This window comes from Brachybacterium sp. AOP3-A1-3 (genome assembly GCF_052378285.1).
In the GTDB taxonomy this organism is placed as follows: Bacteria; Actinomycetota; Actinomycetes; order Actinomycetales; family Dermabacteraceae; genus Brachybacterium.
On the sequence record NZ_JBQSXM010000001.1, the window covers coordinates 586,646 to 606,468 of the forward strand.

General features: G+C 69.0%; 20 protein-coding genes. 12 read left to right on the top strand and 8 right to left on the bottom strand.

Translation table 11 applies throughout. The features are described from left to right. Positions 1–39: 39 nt before the first annotated feature. The 3 genes from ACT3T5_RS02595 to ACT3T5_RS02605 are packed head-to-tail and all read right to left on the bottom strand — an operon-like array spanning position 40 to position 2,901. Positions 40–828: an ABC transporter ATP-binding protein gene (locus ACT3T5_RS02595; RefSeq protein ID WP_444593533.1), complete on the bottom strand. Its 789-nt coding sequence runs from the start codon at positions 826–828 to the stop codon at positions 40–42. Beyond that, on the bottom strand, positions 825–1,661 hold the full coding sequence (locus tag ACT3T5_RS02600; protein ID WP_444593534.1) for an ABC transporter permease: 837 nt from the start codon (positions 1,659–1,661) through the stop codon (positions 825–827). Before ACT3T5_RS02600 ends, ACT3T5_RS02595 begins: the two co-directional genes overlap by 4 nt. After that, positions 1,651–2,901 carry an ROK family protein gene (locus ACT3T5_RS02605; protein WP_444593535.1) on the bottom strand — a complete coding sequence of 417 codons (1,251 nt, stop codon included), beginning with the start codon at positions 2,899–2,901 and terminating at the stop codon, positions 1,651–1,653. The genes ACT3T5_RS02600 and ACT3T5_RS02605 overlap by 11 nt, the downstream gene beginning before the upstream one ends. A 306-nt stretch (positions 2,902–3,207) precedes the next feature. Here ACT3T5_RS02605 and ACT3T5_RS02610 point away from each other — a divergent pair, with 306 nt between their 5' ends. From ACT3T5_RS02610 to ACT3T5_RS02630, 5 genes are all read left to right on the top strand, one after another. After that, on the top strand, positions 3,208–4,587 hold the full coding sequence (locus ACT3T5_RS02610) for an APC family permease (protein ID WP_444593536.1): 1,380 nt from the start codon (positions 3,208–3,210) through the stop codon (positions 4,585–4,587). A gap of 2 nt (positions 4,588–4,589) precedes the next feature. Beyond that, positions 4,590–4,778, top strand: coding sequence for a hypothetical protein (locus ACT3T5_RS02615; protein ID WP_444593537.1), 189 nt, complete (start codon positions 4,590–4,592; stop codon positions 4,776–4,778). Then, positions 4,771–6,228: an amidase gene (locus ACT3T5_RS02620; protein WP_444593538.1), complete on the top strand. Its 1,458-nt coding sequence runs from the start codon at positions 4,771–4,773 to the stop codon at positions 6,226–6,228. Before ACT3T5_RS02615 ends, ACT3T5_RS02620 begins: the two co-directional genes overlap by 8 nt. Then, entirely contained in the window at positions 6,225–7,532 is a 1,308-nt protein-coding gene (locus ACT3T5_RS02625; RefSeq protein ID WP_444593539.1) for a sulfatase-like hydrolase/transferase, read from the top strand. Before ACT3T5_RS02620 ends, ACT3T5_RS02625 begins: the two co-directional genes overlap by 4 nt. 200 nt (positions 7,533–7,732) lie before the next feature. Next, complete coding sequence (locus ACT3T5_RS02630) at positions 7,733–8,281, top strand: phosphotransferase (RefSeq protein ID WP_444593540.1); 549 nt, start codon at positions 7,733–7,735, stop codon at positions 8,279–8,281. 24 nt (positions 8,282–8,305) lie between these two features. On the opposite strand, the gene ACT3T5_RS02635 is transcribed toward ACT3T5_RS02630, so the two are convergent. Next, positions 8,306–9,232: an alpha/beta hydrolase gene (locus ACT3T5_RS02635; RefSeq protein ID WP_444593541.1), complete on the bottom strand. Its 927-nt coding sequence runs from the start codon at positions 9,230–9,232 to the stop codon at positions 8,306–8,308. 52 nt (positions 9,233–9,284) lie between these two features. Then, positions 9,285–10,718 carry an Nramp family divalent metal transporter gene (locus ACT3T5_RS02640; protein ID WP_444593542.1) on the bottom strand — a complete coding sequence of 478 codons (1,434 nt, stop codon included), beginning with the start codon at positions 10,716–10,718 and terminating at the stop codon, positions 9,285–9,287. A gap of 155 nt (positions 10,719–10,873) precedes the next feature. Between ACT3T5_RS02640 and ACT3T5_RS02645 the strand changes: the two genes are divergently transcribed. The 3 genes from ACT3T5_RS02645 to ACT3T5_RS02655 all read left to right on the top strand — a co-directional run bounded on the left by ACT3T5_RS02645 (position 10,874) and on the right by ACT3T5_RS02655 (position 12,949). Further along, positions 10,874–11,422, top strand: coding sequence for a hypothetical protein (locus ACT3T5_RS02645; RefSeq protein WP_444593543.1), 549 nt, complete (start codon positions 10,874–10,876; stop codon positions 11,420–11,422). 101 nt (positions 11,423–11,523) lie between these two features. Continuing rightward, entirely contained in the window at positions 11,524–12,213 is a 690-nt protein-coding gene (locus ACT3T5_RS02650) for a metallophosphoesterase (protein WP_444593544.1), read from the top strand. A 115-nt stretch (positions 12,214–12,328) separates the two neighbouring features. Next, on the top strand, positions 12,329–12,949 hold the full coding sequence (locus ACT3T5_RS02655; protein WP_444593545.1) for a nucleotidyltransferase domain-containing protein: 621 nt from the start codon (positions 12,329–12,331) through the stop codon (positions 12,947–12,949). On the opposite strand, the gene ACT3T5_RS02660 is transcribed toward ACT3T5_RS02655, so the two are convergent. The 3 genes from ACT3T5_RS02660 to ACT3T5_RS02670 all read right to left on the bottom strand — a co-directional run bounded on the left by ACT3T5_RS02660 (position 12,922) and on the right by ACT3T5_RS02670 (position 14,976). Continuing rightward, complete coding sequence (locus ACT3T5_RS02660; protein WP_444593546.1) at positions 12,922–13,509, bottom strand: hypothetical protein; 588 nt, start codon at positions 13,507–13,509, stop codon at positions 12,922–12,924. The genes ACT3T5_RS02655 and ACT3T5_RS02660 overlap by 28 nt on opposite strands. 259 nt (positions 13,510–13,768) lie before the next feature. Further along, on the bottom strand, positions 13,769–14,221 hold the full coding sequence (locus tag ACT3T5_RS02665) for a hypothetical protein (protein WP_444593547.1): 453 nt from the start codon (positions 14,219–14,221) through the stop codon (positions 13,769–13,771). Between the two features lie 104 nt (positions 14,222–14,325). Further along, positions 14,326–14,976 carry a VOC family protein gene (locus tag ACT3T5_RS02670; RefSeq protein ID WP_444593548.1) on the bottom strand — a complete coding sequence of 217 codons (651 nt, stop codon included), beginning with the start codon at positions 14,974–14,976 and terminating at the stop codon, positions 14,326–14,328. 306 nt (positions 14,977–15,282) lie between these two features. Between ACT3T5_RS02670 and ACT3T5_RS02675 the strand changes: the two genes are divergently transcribed. The 4 genes from ACT3T5_RS02675 to mmsA all read left to right on the top strand — a co-directional run bounded on the left by ACT3T5_RS02675 (position 15,283) and on the right by mmsA (position 19,823). Continuing rightward, on the top strand, positions 15,283–15,888 hold the full coding sequence (locus ACT3T5_RS02675) for a flavin reductase family protein (protein WP_444593549.1): 606 nt from the start codon (positions 15,283–15,285) through the stop codon (positions 15,886–15,888). 184 nt (positions 15,889–16,072) lie between these two features. Further along, complete coding sequence (locus ACT3T5_RS02680; protein ID WP_444593550.1) at positions 16,073–17,803, top strand: GH39 family glycosyl hydrolase; 1,731 nt, start codon at positions 16,073–16,075, stop codon at positions 17,801–17,803. Continuing rightward, positions 17,800–17,955, top strand: coding sequence for an addiction module protein (locus ACT3T5_RS02685; RefSeq protein ID WP_444593551.1), 156 nt, complete (start codon positions 17,800–17,802; stop codon positions 17,953–17,955). The genes ACT3T5_RS02680 and ACT3T5_RS02685 overlap by 4 nt, the downstream gene beginning before the upstream one ends. Positions 17,956–18,275: 320 nt before the next feature. After that, entirely contained in the window at positions 18,276–19,823 is a 1,548-nt protein-coding gene (gene mmsA / locus ACT3T5_RS02690) for a multiple monosaccharide ABC transporter ATP-binding protein (protein WP_444593552.1), read from the top strand.

Genomic DNA, 19,823 nt, shown 5'->3' on the forward strand with positions numbered 1-19,823 from the left:
AGGGCGGGTGCGGTGTCGTCGGCGGCGGTGCCGGCGGGGTCACTGGTGGTAGACGGAGGTCCAGATGTCGTTGCGGATCGCGGTGAACTCCGGGCTGAGGCGCACGTCCTCGGTGCGCGGGTACGGGAGGTCGACGTCGATGATGCGGTGGATGCGGCCGGGCCTGGCCGCCATGACGACGACGCGGTTGGCGAGGAAGGCGGCCTCGTCGACGTCGTGGGTGATGAACACGATCGTGCGCCTGTCCTGCTCCCAGGTCTCCAGGAGGTGCTCCTGCATGCGCACCCGGGAGAGGGCGTCGAGCGCTCCGAAGGGTTCGTCCATCAGCAGGATCGAGGGATCCATGGCGTAGGCGCGGGCGATCGCGCAGCGCTGCTTCATGCCCCCGGAGAGGGTCTTGGGCAGCGAGTCCGCGAAATCGGCGAGGCCCACCATCTCGATGAAGTGCTGGGCGGTCCTGTGTCGTTCGTCGGCCGGGACCCGCGCGGTCTTGAGCCCGAACTCGACGTTCTGGCGCACGGTCAGCCAGGGGAAGAGGGCGTACTGCTGGAAGATGATGCCTCGCTCCGGGCTGGGCCCGCGCACCTCCTTCCCGTCCACGACGGCAGAGCCGCTGGTGGGTTCGTCGAGCCCACCGAGGATGTTCATGAGCGTGGACTTCCCGCAGCCGGAGGGACCCACGACGGTCACGAACTCGTTCTCGGCGACGTCGAGGCTCACCCCGCCGAGGGCTTCGAAACGTTTGCCGCCCACCTCGTAGTGCTTGGTGATGTCGCGGACCTGGATCTTCCGGTCCGTGGCGGTCAGGGTCTGTTCTGCCGGATTCATCGGCGCTCCTGCCAGAGGGTCAGCTTCGATTCGATCGCGAGCAGCACCCGGTCCATCACGAGGCCGAAGAGCCCGATGACGAGGATGCCGACGAAGATCGTGGGGAGGTCGTAATAGATCTGGGCCTGCTGCATCCGGTAGCCGAGGCCCTGCTGCGCCGCGATCAGCTCGGCGGCGACCACGGTGGCCCAGGCGGAGCCGAGGCCCACGCGCATGCCCACGAGGATGAACGGGGTGGAGGCCGGCACGACGACGCGGGCGAAGATCGTGCCGTCCTTCGCGCCCAGCACCCGCGCGGCGTTGATCAGCGTGCGGTCCACCTGCACGACCCCCTGGAACGTGGAGATCACACAGGAGAGGAACGCGGCGAGGAAGATAACGAAGATCTTCGGCTGCTCACCGATGCCCATCAGCACGATGGCCAGCGGGATGATCGCCAGCGGCGGGACGGTGCGGAAGAACTGCACCCACGGTTCGAGCAGGCCGCGCGCCCAGCCGTACCAGCCCATGAGGAAGCCGACGGGGATGGCCAGGGCCGTGCCCAGCAGGAACCCGGTGAGGACACGAGTCAGGGAGGCGCCGATGTCGGTGAGCAGGATGCCGGAGGCGGCCAGGTCGATCCCGGCCAGGAGCACCTCCACCGGGCTGGGGATCTGCAGGCCGGTCAGCGAGATCAGCCACCACAGGCCGAGGCCCAGGAAGATCGTGGCGATGTTGAGCACGAGCAGCGAGGGCGCTCGACGCTTCGTGCTGGTGACTGCAGCGGTGGGGCCGCCGTCGGGCGGGGCGGTGCCGGCGGTGCTCACCACCGCGGCCTGCGGGTCAGCGGACATGTCGACCTCCAGAGGTCAGGTAGGGGCTGCGGCTGGTTCGCGACGCCGCGAAGTAGTCCGGCAGCTGGTCGGTGGAGCGCAGGGCGGCGATCGCTCCGCGGGCCCCCTGCTGAGTGGTGGCGCTCGCGATCCTCAGCTCGAGGTCCGCTCCGGTCAGGCAGTTCTGGGCGACGGTCTCGCGCAGCACGGGAAGCACGGGCTCGAGGAGCACGGCGACCTCGCCGGCCAGCACGATCTCGTCGGGATCGGTGACGAGCGCGGCGAGGCCGAGCGCCCGGCCGACGGTGCGGGCGAGGTCGGTGACGAGGGCGAGGGCGCGCGGGTCCTCGGCGCCGAGCGCGACCTCGAGATCCGAGAGGGTGACGGGGTCGGGGGCGCTTTCGACGCCGGCGTCGGCCGCGACGATGTCCTGCCAGCGCTGCCGGACCGCGCCCTGGGAGGCGACGGTCTCGAGGCAGCCCCGCCGGCCGCAGCGGCACTCCGCGGCCTGCGGGCCGGGGTCCACGATCATGTGGCCGATCTCCCCGGCGAGCAGATGGGCACCGCGCAGCGCCGAGCCCGAGCCGAGCACGGCCCCGCCCACGCCGGTGGACAGCCGCAGGTACACGATGTGGCGGTCGGATTCCCCGCTGCTGGTGGCCTCGTGCAGCGCGGCGAAGCGGATGTGGTGGTCCACCAGCACCGGGCAGTCGAAGGAGTCGGCGAACAGCTCACGGATCCGGGCCCGCACCATGTGGAAGGGCTCCATCGGCCGCTCCCGGTGGGCGAAGCCGTCCCAGCTGGCCGAGTTGGGCCCCGGGAGTCCGATGCCGATCCCGGCCAGGACCCCGAGGTGCACGTCCCCCGTGGCGAGATCTCCGATGAGCCGCTGCGCCGTGGCCACGCGGCGCTCCCAGCCGGCACCGGGCTCGTAGTCCACGGTCCCGGTGGTCACGACCTCCGCGGCAGAGTTCGCCAGGCAGATCGTCGCGCCGGTATGGAAGAAGTCGATCCCGATGTACCGGACGGCGCCGGGGTGGATGCCGAGCACTTCTGCCGGACGCCCCCGCCCCGACGCCGGCCGCGACTGGGTCACGGTGATGACGCCGGAGTCCAGGAGGTCCCCCAGCAGGTCGGAGACGGTGGTGCGGGTGAGCCGCAGCCGTTGGGAGATCTCCCCGCGGGTGAGCTGGTGGCCGCGATGCAGCAGCGCCAGCACCGCGTCACGATGCTGGTCCCTGGCGCTCCATTGCTGGTCCATGGGAGGTGACGCTAGCGACAGTTATTTTTTCCGTAAACAGTTCGACAGAAGTCGAGGTGGGCACGAATGGGTCACGGAACGGTTTGGCGGCTCGAAGGGGCGGTGCGGGCGGGGCACCGGGCGCAGGGCCGACGTGAGCGTCGAGCAGCGCCCGCGGCGGCGCTCGACCCGGCGGTGCCTGGCATGCCCATGCTTGTCTCGCCCTCGCCTGACCTCGCGACCACCGACGCCCACATCTGCCTTGACGCCCGACCTCGTGCCGGAATAGTCTGAATTCCCCGCTGGAAATTCGTCGAAGGAGACGTGATGGCAGCGCAGAGAACGGGCCTCAAACGCCAATTGTCCCTTTTCAGCCTCATAGCGATCGCGGCCGGCTCGGTGCTCGGCGGATGGCTCGCCGAAGCGCCCTACTGGTTCGAGCTGACCGGCGCCGGCGCCGCGTTCATCTTCCCGATCCTCGCCGTCATCCTCATCCCGATCGGTCTGGCCTTCTCAGAGCTGGCCTCGATGCTGCCGTTCACGTCCTCGCTGGACGTCTGGGCCAGCAGCGCCATGAACTCGACGACCGGGTGGGCCACGCAATGGCTGTTCTTCCTGGTCCAGGTGGTGGAGCCGCCGCTGGTGGCCTTCATCTTCGTCACCGCCGCGGATTTCTTCCTCGACGTGCCCGAGGCCGCGAAGCCACTCATCGCGATCGCGATCATGGTGATCTGGTTCTTCTTCTCGAACGTGAAGATCGAGCTGACCGGCCTGCTCGCCATCGCCCTGTTCATCTTGATGGTGGGCATCACGCTGGGCGATTCGATCTATTACTTCGCCAGCGGTCACTGGGATTTCGAGAATATCTCCCAGGAGGGTGGATTCTTCCCCCACGGGATCTTCGGCGCGGTGGCGGCCGCTTCCGCCCTGGTCCTGAAATTCATCGGTTTCGGGATGACGCCCACCATGATCCAGGAGACGACGTTCCCGGCGAAGAAGATGGTCACCGTCATCCTGGCGGCGCTGTTCATCCCCGCCGTGGTCTACTTCATCGCCACGTTCGCGATCAGCGGCCTGGCCCCGCACCACGTGATCGCCCAGCTGAGCACCCCGGAGCCGGAGCTGGTGAAGAGCCTCGGCATGCCCGCCGTCGTCGGCCTGCTCGCGATCTTCTCGGGCCTGCTGTACGCCTTCACGACGCTGATGGGGTTCTGGACCTCCTCGGCGCGCGTGCTCTACGGTGCCTCCCAGCTGCGGCAGCTGCCGCCGTGGTTCCTGCGCACCAACAAGCACGGCCAGCCCTACATCGCGAACATCGTGGTGCTCGCGTTCGGAATCTTCTTCGCGGCGTTCACCAGCACGAACTGGGTGCAGTACACCTATTCGCTCTCGGTGGTCGCCGCCGGTGCCGTCTACTTCCTGGGCTGCCTCTCCGCCTACCTGCTGCGCAGCAAGCACCCCGAGTGGGAACGGCCGTACCGCTCCCCCGCCGGGAAGCCCGTGTTCGTGATCGGCATGGTGGTCTCCGCCGCGATCACGGTCGTGGGCGTCACCCTGCTGCCGGCCAACGCCTGGCCGCCGATCATCGCCTTCCTCCTCATCGGCGCCCTGGTGCCGCTGGGCATGCGCTACTACCGTTCGCACGTTGACCCCACGTACACCCCGATCGTCCTCTCCCCCGAGGACGTCGACATCACGAAGGAGTGAGGATGCCCGAGCCGACCCCGCTGAGCGTGGTCCGTGCCCGCTTCCCGCGCACCCCGGAATCCGACGAGCCGGCTCTGCTCGTCCACGCGGATCACCTCGACCGCCTGCGGGACCGTCTGCACGTGGACGGCCTGCAGGACGTCGAGCCCGCCACCACCTTCGACCCTCGAGGAACGGATCCGCATGACTGACCGCCCCCAGTTTGGCCGCCCCGCAGCTGGACGACCAGCGCTCTCCGTCGTCGAGGCCCGCGCGGCCCTGGATCGGCAGGAGATCACGTCCCGCGATCTGACCGACGCCTGTCTGTCCAGGATCCAGGAGCTGGACGAGGATCTGCGGGCCTTCATCACGGTCGACGCCGACGGGGCCTGCCGGCGCGCGGACCGGGCCGACGAGCACCTCCGCCACGGCGAGCGCCGCGGAACGCTGCAGGGGATCCCGGTCGCGGTCAAGGACAATCTCGCCGTCGCCGGGCAGGTCACCACCATGGGTTCGGCCATCTTCGGGGCCCATGTCCCGACCGAGAACGCCAGCATCGTCGAGCGCCTCGAGTCCCACGGCGCGGTGAGCGTGGGCAAGACCAACCTCCATGAGTTCGCGCTCGGGGTGACCACGGAGAACCCGCACTACGGGATCTGCCGCAATCCGGTGGACAGGGAACGGACACCGGGCGGGTCCAGCGGAGGTTCCGCCGTCGCGGTCGCCACCGGCATGGCCCTGGCAGCGATCGGCTCGGACACCTCGGGGTCGATCCGGATCCCGGCCGCCGCCTGTGGGATCGTGGGTCTGAAGCCGACGTACGGGCGGGTGAGCACACAGGGCTGCTATCCCGAGTCGTGGAGCCTGGACCACGTGGGCGCGCTGACGCAGACCGTGCAGGACGCCGCCATGATGCTCGATGCGATCTCCGGTCATGATCCGCGGGTGCCCAGCTCGCTGGATCTCCCGCCGACGACCACCGCGCGAGACCTGCAGGACGAGCAGGACACCCAGCAGGCAGGGCCGCTGCGGATCGGGATCGAGGAGTCGTTCTTCTTCCAGGATGTGGATCGCGAGATCGAGACCGTGGTGCGGGCAGCGCTGGATGCCCTGGTCGGGGACGGGGCGCAGCTCGTCCCGCTCACGCTCCCGTCGCTCGGCGAGGCGATCTTCGCGCTGACCGTGATCGACACGGCCGAGACCACCGCCGTTCACGACGAGCAGTTCCGTCGCCGCCCGCACGACTATGGGGAGGACGTGCGGCTGCTGCTGGAGTGCGGGGCGATCCCGTCGGCCGTCGACTACGTCCAGTCCCAGCAGATCCGCGCGCAGGTGCGTCGGGAGTTCCAGGAGGTCTTCACGGGCGTCGACGTGATCGTGGCGCCCACCCTCCCGATCCAGACGCCGCGGATCGGTCAGGAGGCCGTGCATCTGAACGGGCGGGTGGCGGACCGCGATCAGGAGCTCATGCGCCTGGTGGGTCCGGCGAACCTCGTGGGCCTGCCGTCGATCTCGGTGCCGTGCGGCCAGGTGCACGGGATGCCGGTGGGGCTGCAGATCATCGGGCCGGCGCTCGGCGAATCGGCGGTGCTGCGGGCTGCGGCGAGGGTCGAGGGGCTGGTCGGCGAGGGCCTCGTCGGCGCCACGGGCCCGCGCTCATGACCGACCACCACCGCCCCAACATCGTCGTCCTCTACGCCGATGACCTGGGCTGGGGCGACCTCGGCTGCTTCGGCGCCGACGACATCCCCACCCCGCACCTCGATGCCCTGTGCGCGAGCGGGGTGAAGCTCTCCCAGTGGTCCGCGAACTCCCCGGTGTGCTCGCCCTCGCGGGCTTCCCTGCTCACCGGGAAGTACCCGGGCCATGCCGGGGTCGAGTCGATCCTGGGCGGCAGGCGCGACACCGTGGGACTCCCCCACCAGGCCACGCTCGCCTCCCACCTGCGCGAACGCGGCTACGCGACCGGCCTGTTCGGCAAATGGCACCTGGGCGTGGACCCCGCCTACGCCCCCACGCGCTACGGGTTCGATGAGGTGTTCGGACTGCGCGCCGGCTGCGTGGACTACTACTCGCACATCTTCTACTGGGGCCGCGACAACCCGGTGCACGACCTGTGGGACGGGGAGGACGAGGTCTGGCTGAACGGTGAGTATCTGACTACCGTCATCGGCCGACGGGCCGCGGACTTCATCACCCGCCACACCTCAGCGGACCCGTTCCTCTGCTACGTCCCCTTCAACGCCCCGCACTATCCGCTGCATGCTCCGCAAGAGCACATGGACCGCGTGGCGCATCTGCCGCCGGGGCGCCAGGAGCTGGCAGCCATGATCGCGGCGATGGACGACGCGATCGGCGAGATCCTCACGGCGCTGGACGAGGCCGGGATTCGTGAGGACACCCTGGTGGTGTTCTCCTCGGACAACGGCCCCTCCCGCGAGAGCCGAAACTGGCTGGGCGGTGAGGAGATCTCCTACACCGGTGGTTCGACCGGCGGATTACGAGGGTCGAAGGGCTCCGTGTTCGAGGGCGGGATCCGGGTGCCGAGCATCGCGTCGTGGCCGGGCCATCTCCCGGCGGGGTCGGAGTTCGACGAGCCGGGTCTGATGATGGATCTGCTGCCCACGATCCTGCACGCCGTCGACGGGGCCGAGGCCGAGCTGCCGGAGGTCGACGGCGTCTCCCTGCTGGACGCCTGGCGCGGCGAAGCGACCGCACCCGAGCGCTCGCTGATGTGGACCTACCAGGGGCAATGGGCGGCGCGGCGCGGCCGCTACAAGCTGGTGGTCGACGCCCGCGAGGGCATGGACCCGCCGACGTCGGTGGGGCAGGCGGTGTTCGATCTGGACGCCGATCCGGCCGAGAGCCGGGACGTCTCGGCGGAGGTGCCCGACGTGGCTGCCGCGCTGGTGCAGGAGCTGCAAGGCTGGCAAGAAGTGCACGCGGCGTGGAATCGTGCGCAATAGAGCGGACGCACCGCAGCCAACGGTCGGCGTGGGTATCCATTACTTTGAGACCGTCCACAGCCGTACGGCGCGGAGTCATAAGTTATGAATATTTTGGTTCTGAGCACTCGATCTAGTGAATGGCACGACGCGGCGCCAGCCCACTGCCCCACGCGGATAACCCGGTGACATCCCGTGCAGTCTCCGCGAGGATGACCCGCATGGATGAGGTGGAGGTCGTCGTCGCCCACACCGAACGCGCGACGCTGCGCGTGGGCGAGACGTTCCTGAAGGTCGACGGCGACCCGGCGCATGCCGAAGTCGAGATCCGGGCGATGGGCATGGTGCCGGAGCTCGACCGGGAGTGCGCCTGGCTGCTCGAGCACGCTGTCCTGCCGGCAGAGGTGATCCATCGCAACCGGGAGATCGCCGAGGCGGCGCTGCGGCCCTGGTCGCCGTCGTTCATCCACGGCGACCTGCAGCTCACCCACGTGTTCGTCGACGGGGACGAGGTCACCGGGATCATCGACTGGTCCGAGGCCGCCCCCGGTGACGCCATGTACGACCTCGCCATCCTGACCCTCGGGCACGAGGAACGCCTGGATGACCTGCTCGCCGGCTACGGCCCGGGCGCGGACCGGGACGTGATCCGCGCTTGGTGGTCGCTGCGCAGCCTGGTGGTGGCGCGCTGGCTGAGCCAGCGCGGCTTCGATCCCGATGCTCCGGGGTGCGAGTTCGACGTGCTCAGGGCCCGGATGCAGGACGGGTAGGGCCGGCGGGGAGACGCATCTGCCTCACACGTCCCTGGCGAGCACACGTCGCAGCCAACTCTCCCGGGCTCGGTGCGCATCGCGGGAGACCTCGGCGTCCTCGAGCACGCAGTCCGAGGAGTGGAAGGCCCCGGAGTACATGTGCAGCTCGACCGCGGTGCCGGCGGCGCTGAGCCGTGCGGCGTAGTCGAGGATGCTGTCGCGGAACAGCTCCGCGCCCCCGGTGTCCAGGAAGGTGGGCGGCACTCCGCGAAGATCCGCGGTCTCGCCGGGTGGCAGGGTCTGCGCGCCGTCGAGCACGTGCGACCAGGCCGTGCGGTGGGAGATCGCGCTCCAGGCCGGGGAGTCCGCGAACTGCCGGGTCGAGGGGCGCTCGGTCCGGTCCAGCATGGGGCACACCAGCAGCTGACCGTCGAGGTGGATCCCGCGGTCGCGGGCGGCGATCACGGTCGCCGCGGCGAGGCCTCCCCCGCCGCTCTGGCCGGCGAGCACGAGGGGTACATCCGTTCCTGCCGAGGCGATGACCTCGAGGACCACGTCGATCATCGCGTCGAGGTTCTGCTCCGGCGCCAGCGGGTACTCGAGCGTCCATACCTCGAGGTCCAGGGCGTCGGCGTGACGGGCGATGACGTCGGCCCCATCGAAGCGGCAGCCCGCGATGAGCCCGCCGCCGTGGAGGAACAGCACCCTGGCGGCCGGGGCACGGCCGGTGCCGAACACGGTCACGGGGCACGCCGGGACGTCGGTCCGTTCGTCGGCCGAGAGGCCGAGGCGGGTGGCGATCTCGGCCGCGGTGGTGGTGCGGGCGGCGCCGGCGCGGCGGTACTCCAGGATGTCCTCGAGCGTGCGCAGATCCGTGGGCATGACGCGGCCGAGCTCGTCGAGCCCGCCGCGCAGGGTGGAGGCGACACCAGGGTGCACCGTCGGCGAGGGGTCCGGGTGAGGGGTCACGAGCGGGCTCCATGTCGAGGGCGGTCCGGGCGGGGTGCAGGGCTCTCGCACGTCAGCCGATCACCGTGGTCACGGCCGAATAGAAGCCGAGCGCGATGATCGCGAGGGAGCTGACGATCAGGGCGATGTGGAGGAAGCGGCCACCCCGGAGCGCGGGCTCGATGCGCCCGCGCAGGTAGAGCGCGGAGATGGCGACCGCGGCCAGGAAGATGCCCCCGGCGATGCCACCCACCATGATCATCAGCAGCGGCTCGTTGATCCACAGGAACGTCAGCAGCCACATCGCCGGAAGGAAGGCGATGAACACGCGCATCCAGAAGGTGCGCTTGCGGGCGTCGGCCCAGTCGAAGACGCCCACGATGGACAGGGCGTTGGCCCAGGACCTCGACCACGAGGGGATCGCCGCCCAGATCGTCGAGCCCAGCGCCGCGAGCGCGCCGAGCAGGAACACGATCCGGCCCACCTCGCCGAACACCCCGGAGAAGGTCTCGGACAGGGTCAGGATCATCTCGTTGCCCTCGGGGACCAGGCCCTGCGGGTGCAGCACGGCGGCGCCGAGGAGGAAGAACGCGGCGGTGGAGACGGTGTAGATGACCCAGGAGACGATCGCGTCCTTCTGCATCACGGCGATCCAGCCCAGCGCGCGGGCGCGGTACTCCGGGGTGCCGTCGTTGGGGCCGGACCAGCGCGCGTAGCCCTTCTCCAGGCACCAGTAGGTGTAGGCGGTGATCTCCTCGGAGGCCACGCCGGTCAGGCCGAACATCGTCAGCGCGATGCCGATCGCGCCGATGGGCAGCTGGAGGCTGAGTCCGGAGGCAAGATCCGCCCCCGAATAGGCGAAGGCGCTGAATGGCAGGGCGATCACGACCAGCACCGTGACCAGCACGAACGCCATGGTCAGGAACGTCGCGACGCTCTCGATCAGCCCGTACCTGTTCGAGATGAGCGTGGCGATCGCGATCACCGTGACGACCACGGCCCAGATCGTCACGGCCGCCGGGGACAGCGGGCCGAAGCCGAGCGGTGCCAGGATCGACAGGGCCGCGGCCATGCCGCCGATCAGTCCGCCGGTCTGGATGAGCTTGCTCAGCGCCATCAGCGCCCACAGTAGGAACACCCAGCTGACCCGACCAGCCTTGGGCGGCACCCTGTTGTAGCCCTCCATCGCGCCCTCACCGGTGACGATCGAGTAGCGGGCCATCTCCATCTGCACGGCCACCTTGACGATGGTCGAGACGAACACGAGCCACAGCAGCACGAAGCCGGCCTTGGCCCCGAGGGACGTGGCGGTGATCAGCTCACCGGCGCCCACCACGGAGGCGGAGACGATCAGGCCCGGGCCGAAGAACTTCGAGGACGCCTTCCAGCCGACGGGCGGGGTCTTCACGGCCGACGGGTCCAGCGCATACGGGTCGCCGCTGACGAACCGTTCCGGTGGGGTCTCCTCGACCTCAGAGCGTTCGGGATGGGCGGACGATGCGGTCAACGGTGACTCCTGGTCGAGTGCGTCGCTCCGTACCGGAGCAGGACGGACAACCTTATCGGCGCCCCGCAACGGGCTGCGGCGGCTGCGGCCGGCGGCGGCGGGCTGCGCGTGATAATCGCCTTCCGCCGGCCCCTCACGCCGACTACTGTGCGCGGATGGACCTCGTCTTCCTGCACGGCCCCGTCGCGTCGGGGAAGCTCACCGTCGCCCGGCAGCTCTCCGAGCTGACCGGGATCCCCGTCTTCCACAACCATCTCGTCGTCGACCTGCTCCTCGAAGTCTTCGAGTTCGGCTCACCGGAGTTCGTCCGGCTGCGGGAGACGTTCTGGCTGGACACGTTCGCCGCCGCCGCCGACGCGGACACTTCGCTGATCTTCACGTTCGCGCCGGAGTCGACGGTTCCCGCCGGTTTCCCCGAGCGTGCCGTGTCCGCGGTGAACGACCACGGCGGGCGCGTGCGGTTCGCGGGCCTCGAGGTCTCTGCCGCCGAGCAGGAGCGCCGGATCGAGAACGCGGACCGCAAGCAGTTCGGCAAGCTCGCCAGCGTCGAGACCCTGCGGCATCTCCGCACCGCCGGCAGCTTCGCGGGGGAAGTCCCTCCCGCGGACATCGCGATCGATACCGAGAGCGTGTCGCCGACCGACGCTGCGGCACGTCTCGCCGACGCCTTCGGCCTGAGCAGCGCGCACGGTCGACGCGGGTAGTCCGCCGGCGGGACGATCCGGTCATCCACACTACGAGCGCGGGCCATGCCGGCGCAGGGTCTCCTCTGCCACGATGACGTTCCTATCCCGCCCAGGAGGTCATGATGATCGCGCTCGATCCACGCACTACGGTCGTCGCCGGGGACTGGCACGGCAACACGCGATGGGCTGCGGCGGCGATCTCCGCCGTCGGCTCTCGCGGCGCCCGAACCATCCTCCACCTGGGTGACTACGGGTACACCTTCGAGGCGCGCTTCCGCGAGGCCGTCGAGCAGGCTCTCGCCAAGTACGACATGCAGCTGCTGTTCGTGCGCGGCAATCACGACGACACGAGCTATCTCGAGCAGCTGGAACGTGACGGTGAGGGCTGCGGAATCGTGTCGCCTCGGGTCCGGCATCTGCAGGATGGCCAGCGCCTCACCGTGGGCGACGAGGTTGCCGTGGCGCTCGGCGGGGCGGCCTCGATCGATCGTTCAGGGCGGCTGGTCGGAATCTCCTGGTGGCCGGACGAGATCACCGCGCAGTTTGCGATCGACCGCGCATCGCCGACGGGCCCGCGCAGATCGTCCTCGCGCATGACTGCCCAGCGGGGGTCGAGCTGCCCCTCGACCCGCGCTTCGAGGCGTGTTACGAGGACATGGACCCGGGTGTACCCGACTACTGCGCGGAGAACCGGCTGCGTCTCTGGGAAGTGGCGACGGCGCTTACGCCACGGGTCTGGCTCCACGGGCACTATCACTGCCTCAACCAGGGGCGCCTTCGACATGATGACGGCGCCGAATCTGCCGTGATCGGTCTGGATTGCGACGGCACCTCGATGGAGCGGAACCTGGTCTGGTTCGGAGAGGCGGCGTGAGTATCGCGTACTATTCTGGGTAGACACACAGAATAGTTGGAGGTGGACACATGCTGCTGCACGCACCGCTGCGTACCATCACGCCGACACTCGACGCAGATATCTTGAGTGTTCTCGCCGGCGCCGAGAACTGGTTCACCGTCTCGCAGCTGCACGCCCTCATCCCCGGTCGCTCCCGCGAAGGCATCCGGAACGCTCTTGCGCGATTGGTGGGGCAGGGGATCGTCGACACCTTGCCGCTGGGATCCATGCGCTCCCACCGGTTGAACCGGGAGCACCTCGCAGCGCCCGCGATCCTCGAACTCGCAGGGCTGCGCAGCGTATTCATCGACCGTTTACGCACCGAGCTCGACCTCTGGTCGCCCCGACCGGAATTCGCGGCGATCTTCGGCTCAGCCACACTGGGGCGGATGACTCCTGTCAGCGACATCGACCTCTTCCTCCTCCACCCCGGGCCCAGCATCTCGAGCTGGGACCGCGCAGTCGATGTCCTCGCCGAACAGGCCACCCGCTGGACCGGCAATGCAGTGCACCCACTGATCATGACCACGACAGAGACGGACGGTGCAGGCGAAGCTGAGCCCGTGCTCCACGACATCGCGGACCACGGCGTTTTGCTTCTCGGTAGCGCCACGGCGTTCCGTCAGCTCATCGGTACAGCCGCCTCCTGAATGGACTGCAGGATCCGGGCAACGCCATCGGGCATGTCCGGCCGGGACAGCGGAGCGTCCAGGAGCGGCGAGGAGCCTGCCGGCCACCAACGCGCGGTGCCCCGCGCAGGGAGCACGAGCTCCCCCACCAGGGAACCTGCGCGCAGCACGACGAACCGGCGCGCCCGCAGCGTCTCGCCGTCTGCGTCGAGCACGGGATCGCCATGCTCGAGGGCCCGCAGCACCACCCCGGATTCTTCCGTGAGGTGCCACGACTCGAGGTCCAGCGCGGACCCAGACGCCGATGCGGGGTGGGCCGACGGCACGCTGGTCACAGATCGCACCGGTTGCTCCCCGGCAGGCTCGACCGCACCGCTGTGCGCCGCCGCGGTGGTGAGAAGCCCGCGGACCGCCTCGGCGTATGCCCGCCCGGCTGCCCGTCCCAGTGCGCCGACATGGCTGTCAGCCGGCTCGATCTCCGAACCGTCGGACAGGCGAACATGGGCGAGGAGGTCATCACCCTGGGCGAAGTTCTCGACCGTGACGACGATGCTCTCGCTGCTCTCCACAACCTGCGCCACGGGGGTAATCGCAGCAGATGTCGTGCCCGGCCAGACGTGCGTGCTGGGAGCTGACGTCGTGTCGATCCATCCCCAGAACGTCCGGCCTGCCCCGGACGGCTCCTGCACGTGCACGGTGAATGCTCCGGCAGCCGAGTTCGGGCATCCGGGCCACGGAACGACCGCGACCTCCTGCGGAGTCGTGCGGTCTTCCTTCATGGCGCTCATTCTTCCCAGGCGTCGAGGCGTTCGGTCCAGCAACGGTCGGCCCTTGTGGGGGCTACTCGCCCGAGGTGCCGTCCTTCTGCGCGTCCTCGTCCACCTCGGCGATGAAGGCCTGGAGGATCTCGGCGCGCAGGGTGCCGATCTTCTTCTTCAGGGTCTTCTTCTGCTTGCGGGTCGCGCCGGGCGCCGTCAGGAGCGCTGCGGCCCGGTCCAGCTGCTCCAGCTGCTTCCCCCAGGCCTCGGCCTGCTTCGCCTCGGCGTCGTCGTCGGCCGATTCGGTGAGGTACCCGATCTGCTCGCGCAGAGCCTCGATCGTCTGGCGCATGTCCTCCGGGGTGTCCCCTTCGTGCTGGACGAGGCGCAGGATCTGCTCCTGGACCTTCTTCCACACCTCGGGGTTGTCCGCGGCCTTCTTGATCAGGGCGATGGCGAAGGGGCTCATCGTCATCGCGAGGTTGACGAGCGTGTTCCCCTTCGGGACCAGGTTCGTGAGCTTCTTCGCCGCCATGGTTCTCCCGTCGTCGTGAGCGTCAGAGTCGTGAACGTCAGAGTCGTGAACGTCGGAGCCGAGTTCGTCCGTGCCGTGGACGTCAGAGTACGTCCGGCCGCGTCTCAGATCTCGACGTCGCGGCCGTCCTCGGTGCGCAGCTGCAGCACGAAGCGGGAGCCGCGGGCCTCGCGGATCTCGGCGACGCCGTCCTCGAGGCCCAGGGCGTCGAGGGACTTCTGCTGCGGGGCGGGGTTGACCTCGATGCGCTCGAAGGAGACCAGCTCGATCGAGGGCAGGTCGCCCAGGCCCGGCTGCGTGGCCGTGCCCCAGTCGATGAGGAAGGGGACGGCGTAGTTGCGCGGGGCAGCGGCCTGGGTGAGCCGCCACTGCAGCTCGGTGCCGTCCGCCGTGGTGCGGGAGAGCTCCTCCACGTCACCGGGGTCGAAGCCTGCGGCGCGAGCGCGCTCGACGACCTGGTCGATGCCCTCGGGGTGCACGGCGTAGGTGATGAGGGTGGGCTTCTTCAGACGGTTGATGCTGAAGGTCTTGGGCAGCTCCTCCCCCTCGCGCTCCGGGTCGGGGCCGATCAGCTCGAGGTAGTGCGGGCGCTTCGCACCGTTCACGGTGAAGGCGACCAGCGCGTTGGCGGTGCCGGTGGGGTGGGTGCCGCCGGGCGCGGCGGTGACGCCGGTGAGCTCGCGGAACCAGTCCACGATCTCGGCCAGGTCGGGGCCGGCGATGACGATGTGATCGAGCAGGTGGGGGACGCTCATGGGGCGCTCCTTCAGAAGGGTCGGGGTCTCGGCGCGGCCGAGGAAGAACAGGAGGAAGAACAGGAGGTGGCGGGCTCCGTCGAGACGGGGCCACCGTCGATGCCTCTGACGTTACCCGGCTTGCCGGACTGTGCGCCCTGTCGCCGCGCAGTCCAGGAGAAGGTGCACAGTCCGATAGCGGACGCTCAGCCGTTCCAGGGGACGCGCAGTGCCCGAGCACACAGGCGGACGACGGGCGCGGGGCGGTGCCGGCAGGGAGCCGACGGGGCGACGATTCTGGTACGGATGGTCCGACACAATGAGTCGATGATCCACTTCTATCGGCCCGCGGAGGGGCACCGGCTGCCCCACGACCCGTTCAACGCCATCGTCGGGCCGCGCCCCATCGGCTGGATCGGCACGCTCGACGCTCGTGGCCGCCGCAATCTCGCCCCCTATTCGTTCTTCAACGCACTGAACTACCAGCCGCCTCTCGTGGGGTTCTCCAGCAACGCCTGGAAGGACACGGTCGCCAACTGCCAGGAGACCGGCGAGTTCACCTGGAATCTGGTCACCCGCGCTCTGGCCGAGAAGATGAACGCCTCCTCGACGACCGCCGAGGTCGACGAGTTCGACGTCGCGGGGCTGGAGGCCGCTGCATCGAGCGAGATCGCCGCGCCTCGGGTGGCTGCTTCTCCGGTGAACTTCGAGTGCCGCGTCACCCAGATCATCGACCTCCAGGCAGTCTCCGGCCAGCCGTCCGGCTCCTCGTTCGTCGTCGGCGAGGTCGTCGCCGTCCACATCGAGGACTCGCTGCTGGTCGAAGGACTCTTCGACACCGCCGCAGCTGACCCGGTGCTGCGCGGTGGGGGGCCGAGCGCGTACTTCGGGATCGACGTAGCCCAGAAGTTCGATCTGCATCGACCGGACTGAGCGCCCGTCCCGGCTCAGGGCGGATCGCCCCTGGCGCCGCCCCGAGGAGCGGGGCCGGCTGTGCGTGGCGGGCTGCGCGGAGGGGTGCGCGGGACATTCGAATGGACAGCGCATTCCCATGGACCGTGCGAGCGCGTAACCTGCCAGGCATCCTCCGTGACGCCCCGAAAGGCAGTGACCGCGCGTGTCCACGACCGCTCAGCCCACCCACGAGAACCTCACCAGCGCCCGAGCCTTCCCGCCCAACGCCCCGAGCGATCCCGACGCCCCGCATGTCACCGCCGCCGCGGTGCAGATCGATGCCGGCCGCGAGATCGGGCCGCTCACCCGCTTGTGGGAGAGCGTCGGCTACGACGAGATCAACTGGACCTACACCCCCACCGGGCGTCACCTCCTGAACACCTTCGGCGACCTCACCAGCACCGGGTTCCATATCCGCCCTCACTACGCGCTGTGCTCGGGCTCCGGCTTCGGTATCCCCCACTGGGGCAACGGGAACGTCTACCACGAGGACGCCAACGGCACCCCGTACTACGACTTCACGATCCTGGATCAGACCTACGACGCGATCGTCGAGGCCGGCCACCACGTGCTGGTAGAGATCGGCTTCACGCCCCGGGATCTGCTCCCGCCCGGGGCCGACGAGCTCACGATCACCCCCAGCCCCACCATGTACTCGGCATACGAGGCGGGCCAGTGGTCCTACCCGCCGCGGGACTACGACCGGTGGCGGGACCTGCTCGCCGCACTGGCCGCGCACTGCCTGGAGCGCTACGGGGCCGACGAGGTCGACACCTGGCTGTGGGAGCTGTGGAACGAGCCGGACATCTTCTACTGGCGCGGCACGCCCCAGCAGTTCCACGAGCTGTACGCGGCGACCGTCGAGGGCGTGCGCAGCGTGCTGCCACAGGCGAAGGTGGGCGGCCCGGCCGTGACCGGTGGCGGCACCGAGTTCCTGCACGGCTTCCTCGCCTACACCGACGAGCACGACCTGCCGCTGGACTTCGTCTCCTTCCACACCAAGGGCTCCTCCTTCACCCCGTGGCGCGTGTACGGCCCCACCGGCGGCGACGCCCCGGAGCAGCAGAGCCCGTCGGCCCGCAAGATGCTCTACGAGGTGCGCTCGATGCTGCGCGTGATGGCGCAGTTCCCCGCCTACCGGACGCTGCCGGCGATCATCGACGAGTGCGACGCGGGCGTTCCCGCTCACTTCTCGTTCTACGACAATGCGAACTTCCACTTCCAGAACACCGAGTACTACCCGGTGTTCCAGGTCAAGCTCATGAAGAAGCTGCTGGATCTCAATGACCTCGAGGGCGCGAATATCCAGCAGGCGATGTCGTGGGCCTTCTACTTCGAGGGCGAGCGCTACTTCGAGGGCACCCGCGCGTTCCTCACCGCGGACCGCATCGAGAAGCCACTGCTGAACGGCTACCGCTTGCTGTCGCTTCTCGGGGAGACCCGGGTCGAGGCCTCGAGCGACGCCGCCCACGGGGTCGAGCTCCTCGATCAGGCAGGCGGCGGCGCCATGCCCGAGGAGATCGACGTGCTCGCCTCGCGCGACAGCGCCGGCCGGATCGTCACCGCTCTCTGGCGGCACACCGACGACCAGTACCGCACCGCCGACGCACCGACCCCGGTCTCCCTCACCGTGCGCGGGCTCGAGGCCGTCGCGTACCGGCTCACCCATCACCGCATCGACGCCGAGCACTCCAACAGTCACACCATCTGGGAAAGCCTGGGATCCCCTCAGGTCCCCAGCGACGAGCAGCTCGCCCAGATCCATGCGCGCGAAGGGCTCGAGGAGCTGACGGAGGCGGCCGACGTGACGGCGAGCGCCGAGGGGACCCTCGAGCTGACGGTCGAGCTCCCGCTGCCGGCAGTCTCCCTGCTCGTGCTGGAGCCGGTCCGATGATCGACGAACCAGAGCCCGGCGAGGTCGATGGGGCCTGGGCATTGGTCGCCGCGCGACGAGCCGACGAGCTCGAGAGCGGGGCCGTGAGGGCGCTGACACGCGAGGAGGCCGACGAGTACTTGGATGCTCGCTCGGCCGCGTCGCGCGATTGAGCACTCGCGCTATTTTCCACCCCGATGCGCTCCGCGAGCTAGGCGATGCGATCGAGCGGCACGACCAGGGTGGACAGGGATGAGGTGCCTCGCCCCTCACCTCTGAAGAGCCCTGTTGCCTGCCCGATGGGCCCATCACACAGCGGGCCCTTTCACGCCGGAGCATCTCGAGGTGTTCGCAGAGCAGCCGCGGATGCCGCTTTCCTTAACCGTGACGTTCCTGTGATCTGTTTTCGGCGGACCCATCGACCCCTCCACCTCTATGATGACAACGTTGTCGACCGGTCGACGGTCGCACTCAATGAGGAGTGGAGGTTCCCATGCGCGATCCGCACGCGATCTTGGAGATGCGCACCATCACCAAGCTGTTCCCGGGCGTCCGGGCTCTGGACGACGTCACGATGACCGTCCGCCGGGGTGACATCCATGCGATCTGCGGGGAGAACGGCGCCGGCAAGTCGACCCTCATGAAGGTGCTCTCCGGGGTCTACCCCCACGGCACCTACAGCGGGAGCATCCTGTTCGAGGGCGAGGAGATGGCCTTCAAGGACATCAAGTCCTCCGAGAGCGTCGGCATCGTCATCATCCACCAGGAGCTCGCCCTCATCCCCGAGCTCTCCGTGGAGGACAACATCTTCCTGGGCAACGAGATCGTCGCCAAGGGGCTCATCGACCGACGCACCCTGCGGCGACGCAGCCTGGACCTGCTGGCCCGGGTGGGTCTCGACGTCGACCCCGGCACCCAGATCAAGACGCTGGGCGTGGGTCAGCAGCAGCTGGTCGAGATCGCCAAGGCGCTCGCGAAGAACGTGAAGATCCTGATCCTCGACGAGCCCACCTCCGCTCTGAACGAGGATGATTCCGCGAACCTGCTCACCCTCATGAAGGGTCTGAAGGCCAAGGGCATCACCTCGATCATGATCTCCCACAAGCTGGGCGAGATCGCCGAGGTCTCCGACGCGGTCACCGTGATCCGTGACGGCCGCACCGTGGAGACCTACGACGTCGAGGCCGGCCAGGTCGACGAGGACCGGATCATCCGGGCCATGGTGGGTCGCTCCCTGGACAACCGGTACCCCGATCACGAGCCGAACACCGGCGGCGAGGTCATCCTCGAGGTGAAGGGCTGGACGGTCGAGCACCCCACCGTGCCCGGCAAGCTGGTCTGCGACGACGAGAGCTTCGTGGCACGCCGCGGCGAGATCGTCGGCTTCGCCGGCCTGATGGGCGCCGGCCGAACCGAGCTCGCACGCTCCCTGTTCGGCCGCTCCTACGGGGTGCACAAGTCCGGCCAGATCCTTCTCCACGGCGCACCCGTCGAGCTGAAGACCGTCCGGCAGGCGATCCGTCACCGCCTCGCCTACGTCTCCGAGGACCGCAAGCTCCTCGGCCTGAACCTCCTGGACAGCATCAAGGACACGATCGTCTCGGCCAACCTGCGCGCCGTCGTGAAGCGCGGCCTCATCGACGACGCGATGGAGCGCACCGTCGCGGAGAGGTACCGCAAGTCGTTGCGGATCAAGACCCCCGGCATCGACGTCGGCGTCGCCACCCTCTCGGGTGGCAACCAGCAGAAGGTCGTCCTCGCGAAGTGGCTGTTCCCCGAGCCCGACGTGCTGATCCTCGACGAGCCCACCCGCGGCATCGACGTCGGCGCGAAGTTCGAGATCTACCGCCTCATCCAGGACCTCGCCGACCAGGGGAAGGCCGTCATCGTCATCTCCTCGGAACTCCCCGAGGTCCTGGGGATCTGCGACCGCATCTACACCATCTGCGAAGGACGCATCACCGGGGAGGTTCCTCGCTCCGAGGCCGACCAGGAGACGCTCATGCGCATGATGACCACCACCGTCGGATCCGCTGCCTGA

Excerpts from the sequence above, each read along its gene's own strand:
- ACT3T5_RS02595 (WP_444593533.1), bottom strand. The coding sequence starts at position 828 with ATGAATCCGGCAGAACAGACCCTGACCGCCACGGACCGGAAGATCCAG.
- ACT3T5_RS02600 (WP_444593534.1), bottom strand. The coding sequence starts at position 1,661 with ATGTCCGCTGACCCGCAGGCCGCGGTGGTGAGCACCGCCGGCACCGCC.
- ACT3T5_RS02605 (WP_444593535.1), bottom strand. The coding sequence starts at position 2,901 with ATGGACCAGCAATGGAGCGCCAGGGACCAGCATCGTGACGCGGTGCTG.
- ACT3T5_RS02610 (WP_444593536.1), top strand. The coding sequence starts at position 3,208 with ATGGCAGCGCAGAGAACGGGCCTCAAACGCCAATTGTCCCTTTTCAGC.
- ACT3T5_RS02615 (WP_444593537.1), top strand. The coding sequence starts at position 4,590 with ATGCCCGAGCCGACCCCGCTGAGCGTGGTCCGTGCCCGCTTCCCGCGC.
- ACT3T5_RS02620 (WP_444593538.1), top strand. The coding sequence starts at position 4,771 with ATGACTGACCGCCCCCAGTTTGGCCGCCCCGCAGCTGGACGACCAGCG.
- ACT3T5_RS02625 (WP_444593539.1), top strand. The coding sequence starts at position 6,225 with ATGACCGACCACCACCGCCCCAACATCGTCGTCCTCTACGCCGATGAC.
- ACT3T5_RS02630 (WP_444593540.1), top strand. The coding sequence starts at position 7,733 with ATGGATGAGGTGGAGGTCGTCGTCGCCCACACCGAACGCGCGACGCTG.
- ACT3T5_RS02645 (WP_444593543.1), top strand. The coding sequence starts at position 10,874 with ATGGACCTCGTCTTCCTGCACGGCCCCGTCGCGTCGGGGAAGCTCACC.
- ACT3T5_RS02650 (WP_444593544.1), top strand. The coding sequence starts at position 11,524 with ATGATGATCGCGCTCGATCCACGCACTACGGTCGTCGCCGGGGACTGG.
- ACT3T5_RS02655 (WP_444593545.1), top strand. The coding sequence starts at position 12,329 with ATGCTGCTGCACGCACCGCTGCGTACCATCACGCCGACACTCGACGCA.
- ACT3T5_RS02665 (WP_444593547.1), bottom strand. The coding sequence starts at position 14,221 with ATGGCGGCGAAGAAGCTCACGAACCTGGTCCCGAAGGGGAACACGCTC.
- ACT3T5_RS02670 (WP_444593548.1), bottom strand. The coding sequence starts at position 14,976 with ATGAGCGTCCCCCACCTGCTCGATCACATCGTCATCGCCGGCCCCGAC.
- ACT3T5_RS02675 (WP_444593549.1), top strand. The coding sequence starts at position 15,283 with ATGATCCACTTCTATCGGCCCGCGGAGGGGCACCGGCTGCCCCACGAC.
- ACT3T5_RS02685 (WP_444593551.1), top strand. The coding sequence starts at position 17,800 with ATGATCGACGAACCAGAGCCCGGCGAGGTCGATGGGGCCTGGGCATTG.
- mmsA (WP_444593552.1), top strand. The coding sequence starts at position 18,276 with ATGCGCGATCCGCACGCGATCTTGGAGATGCGCACCATCACCAAGCTG.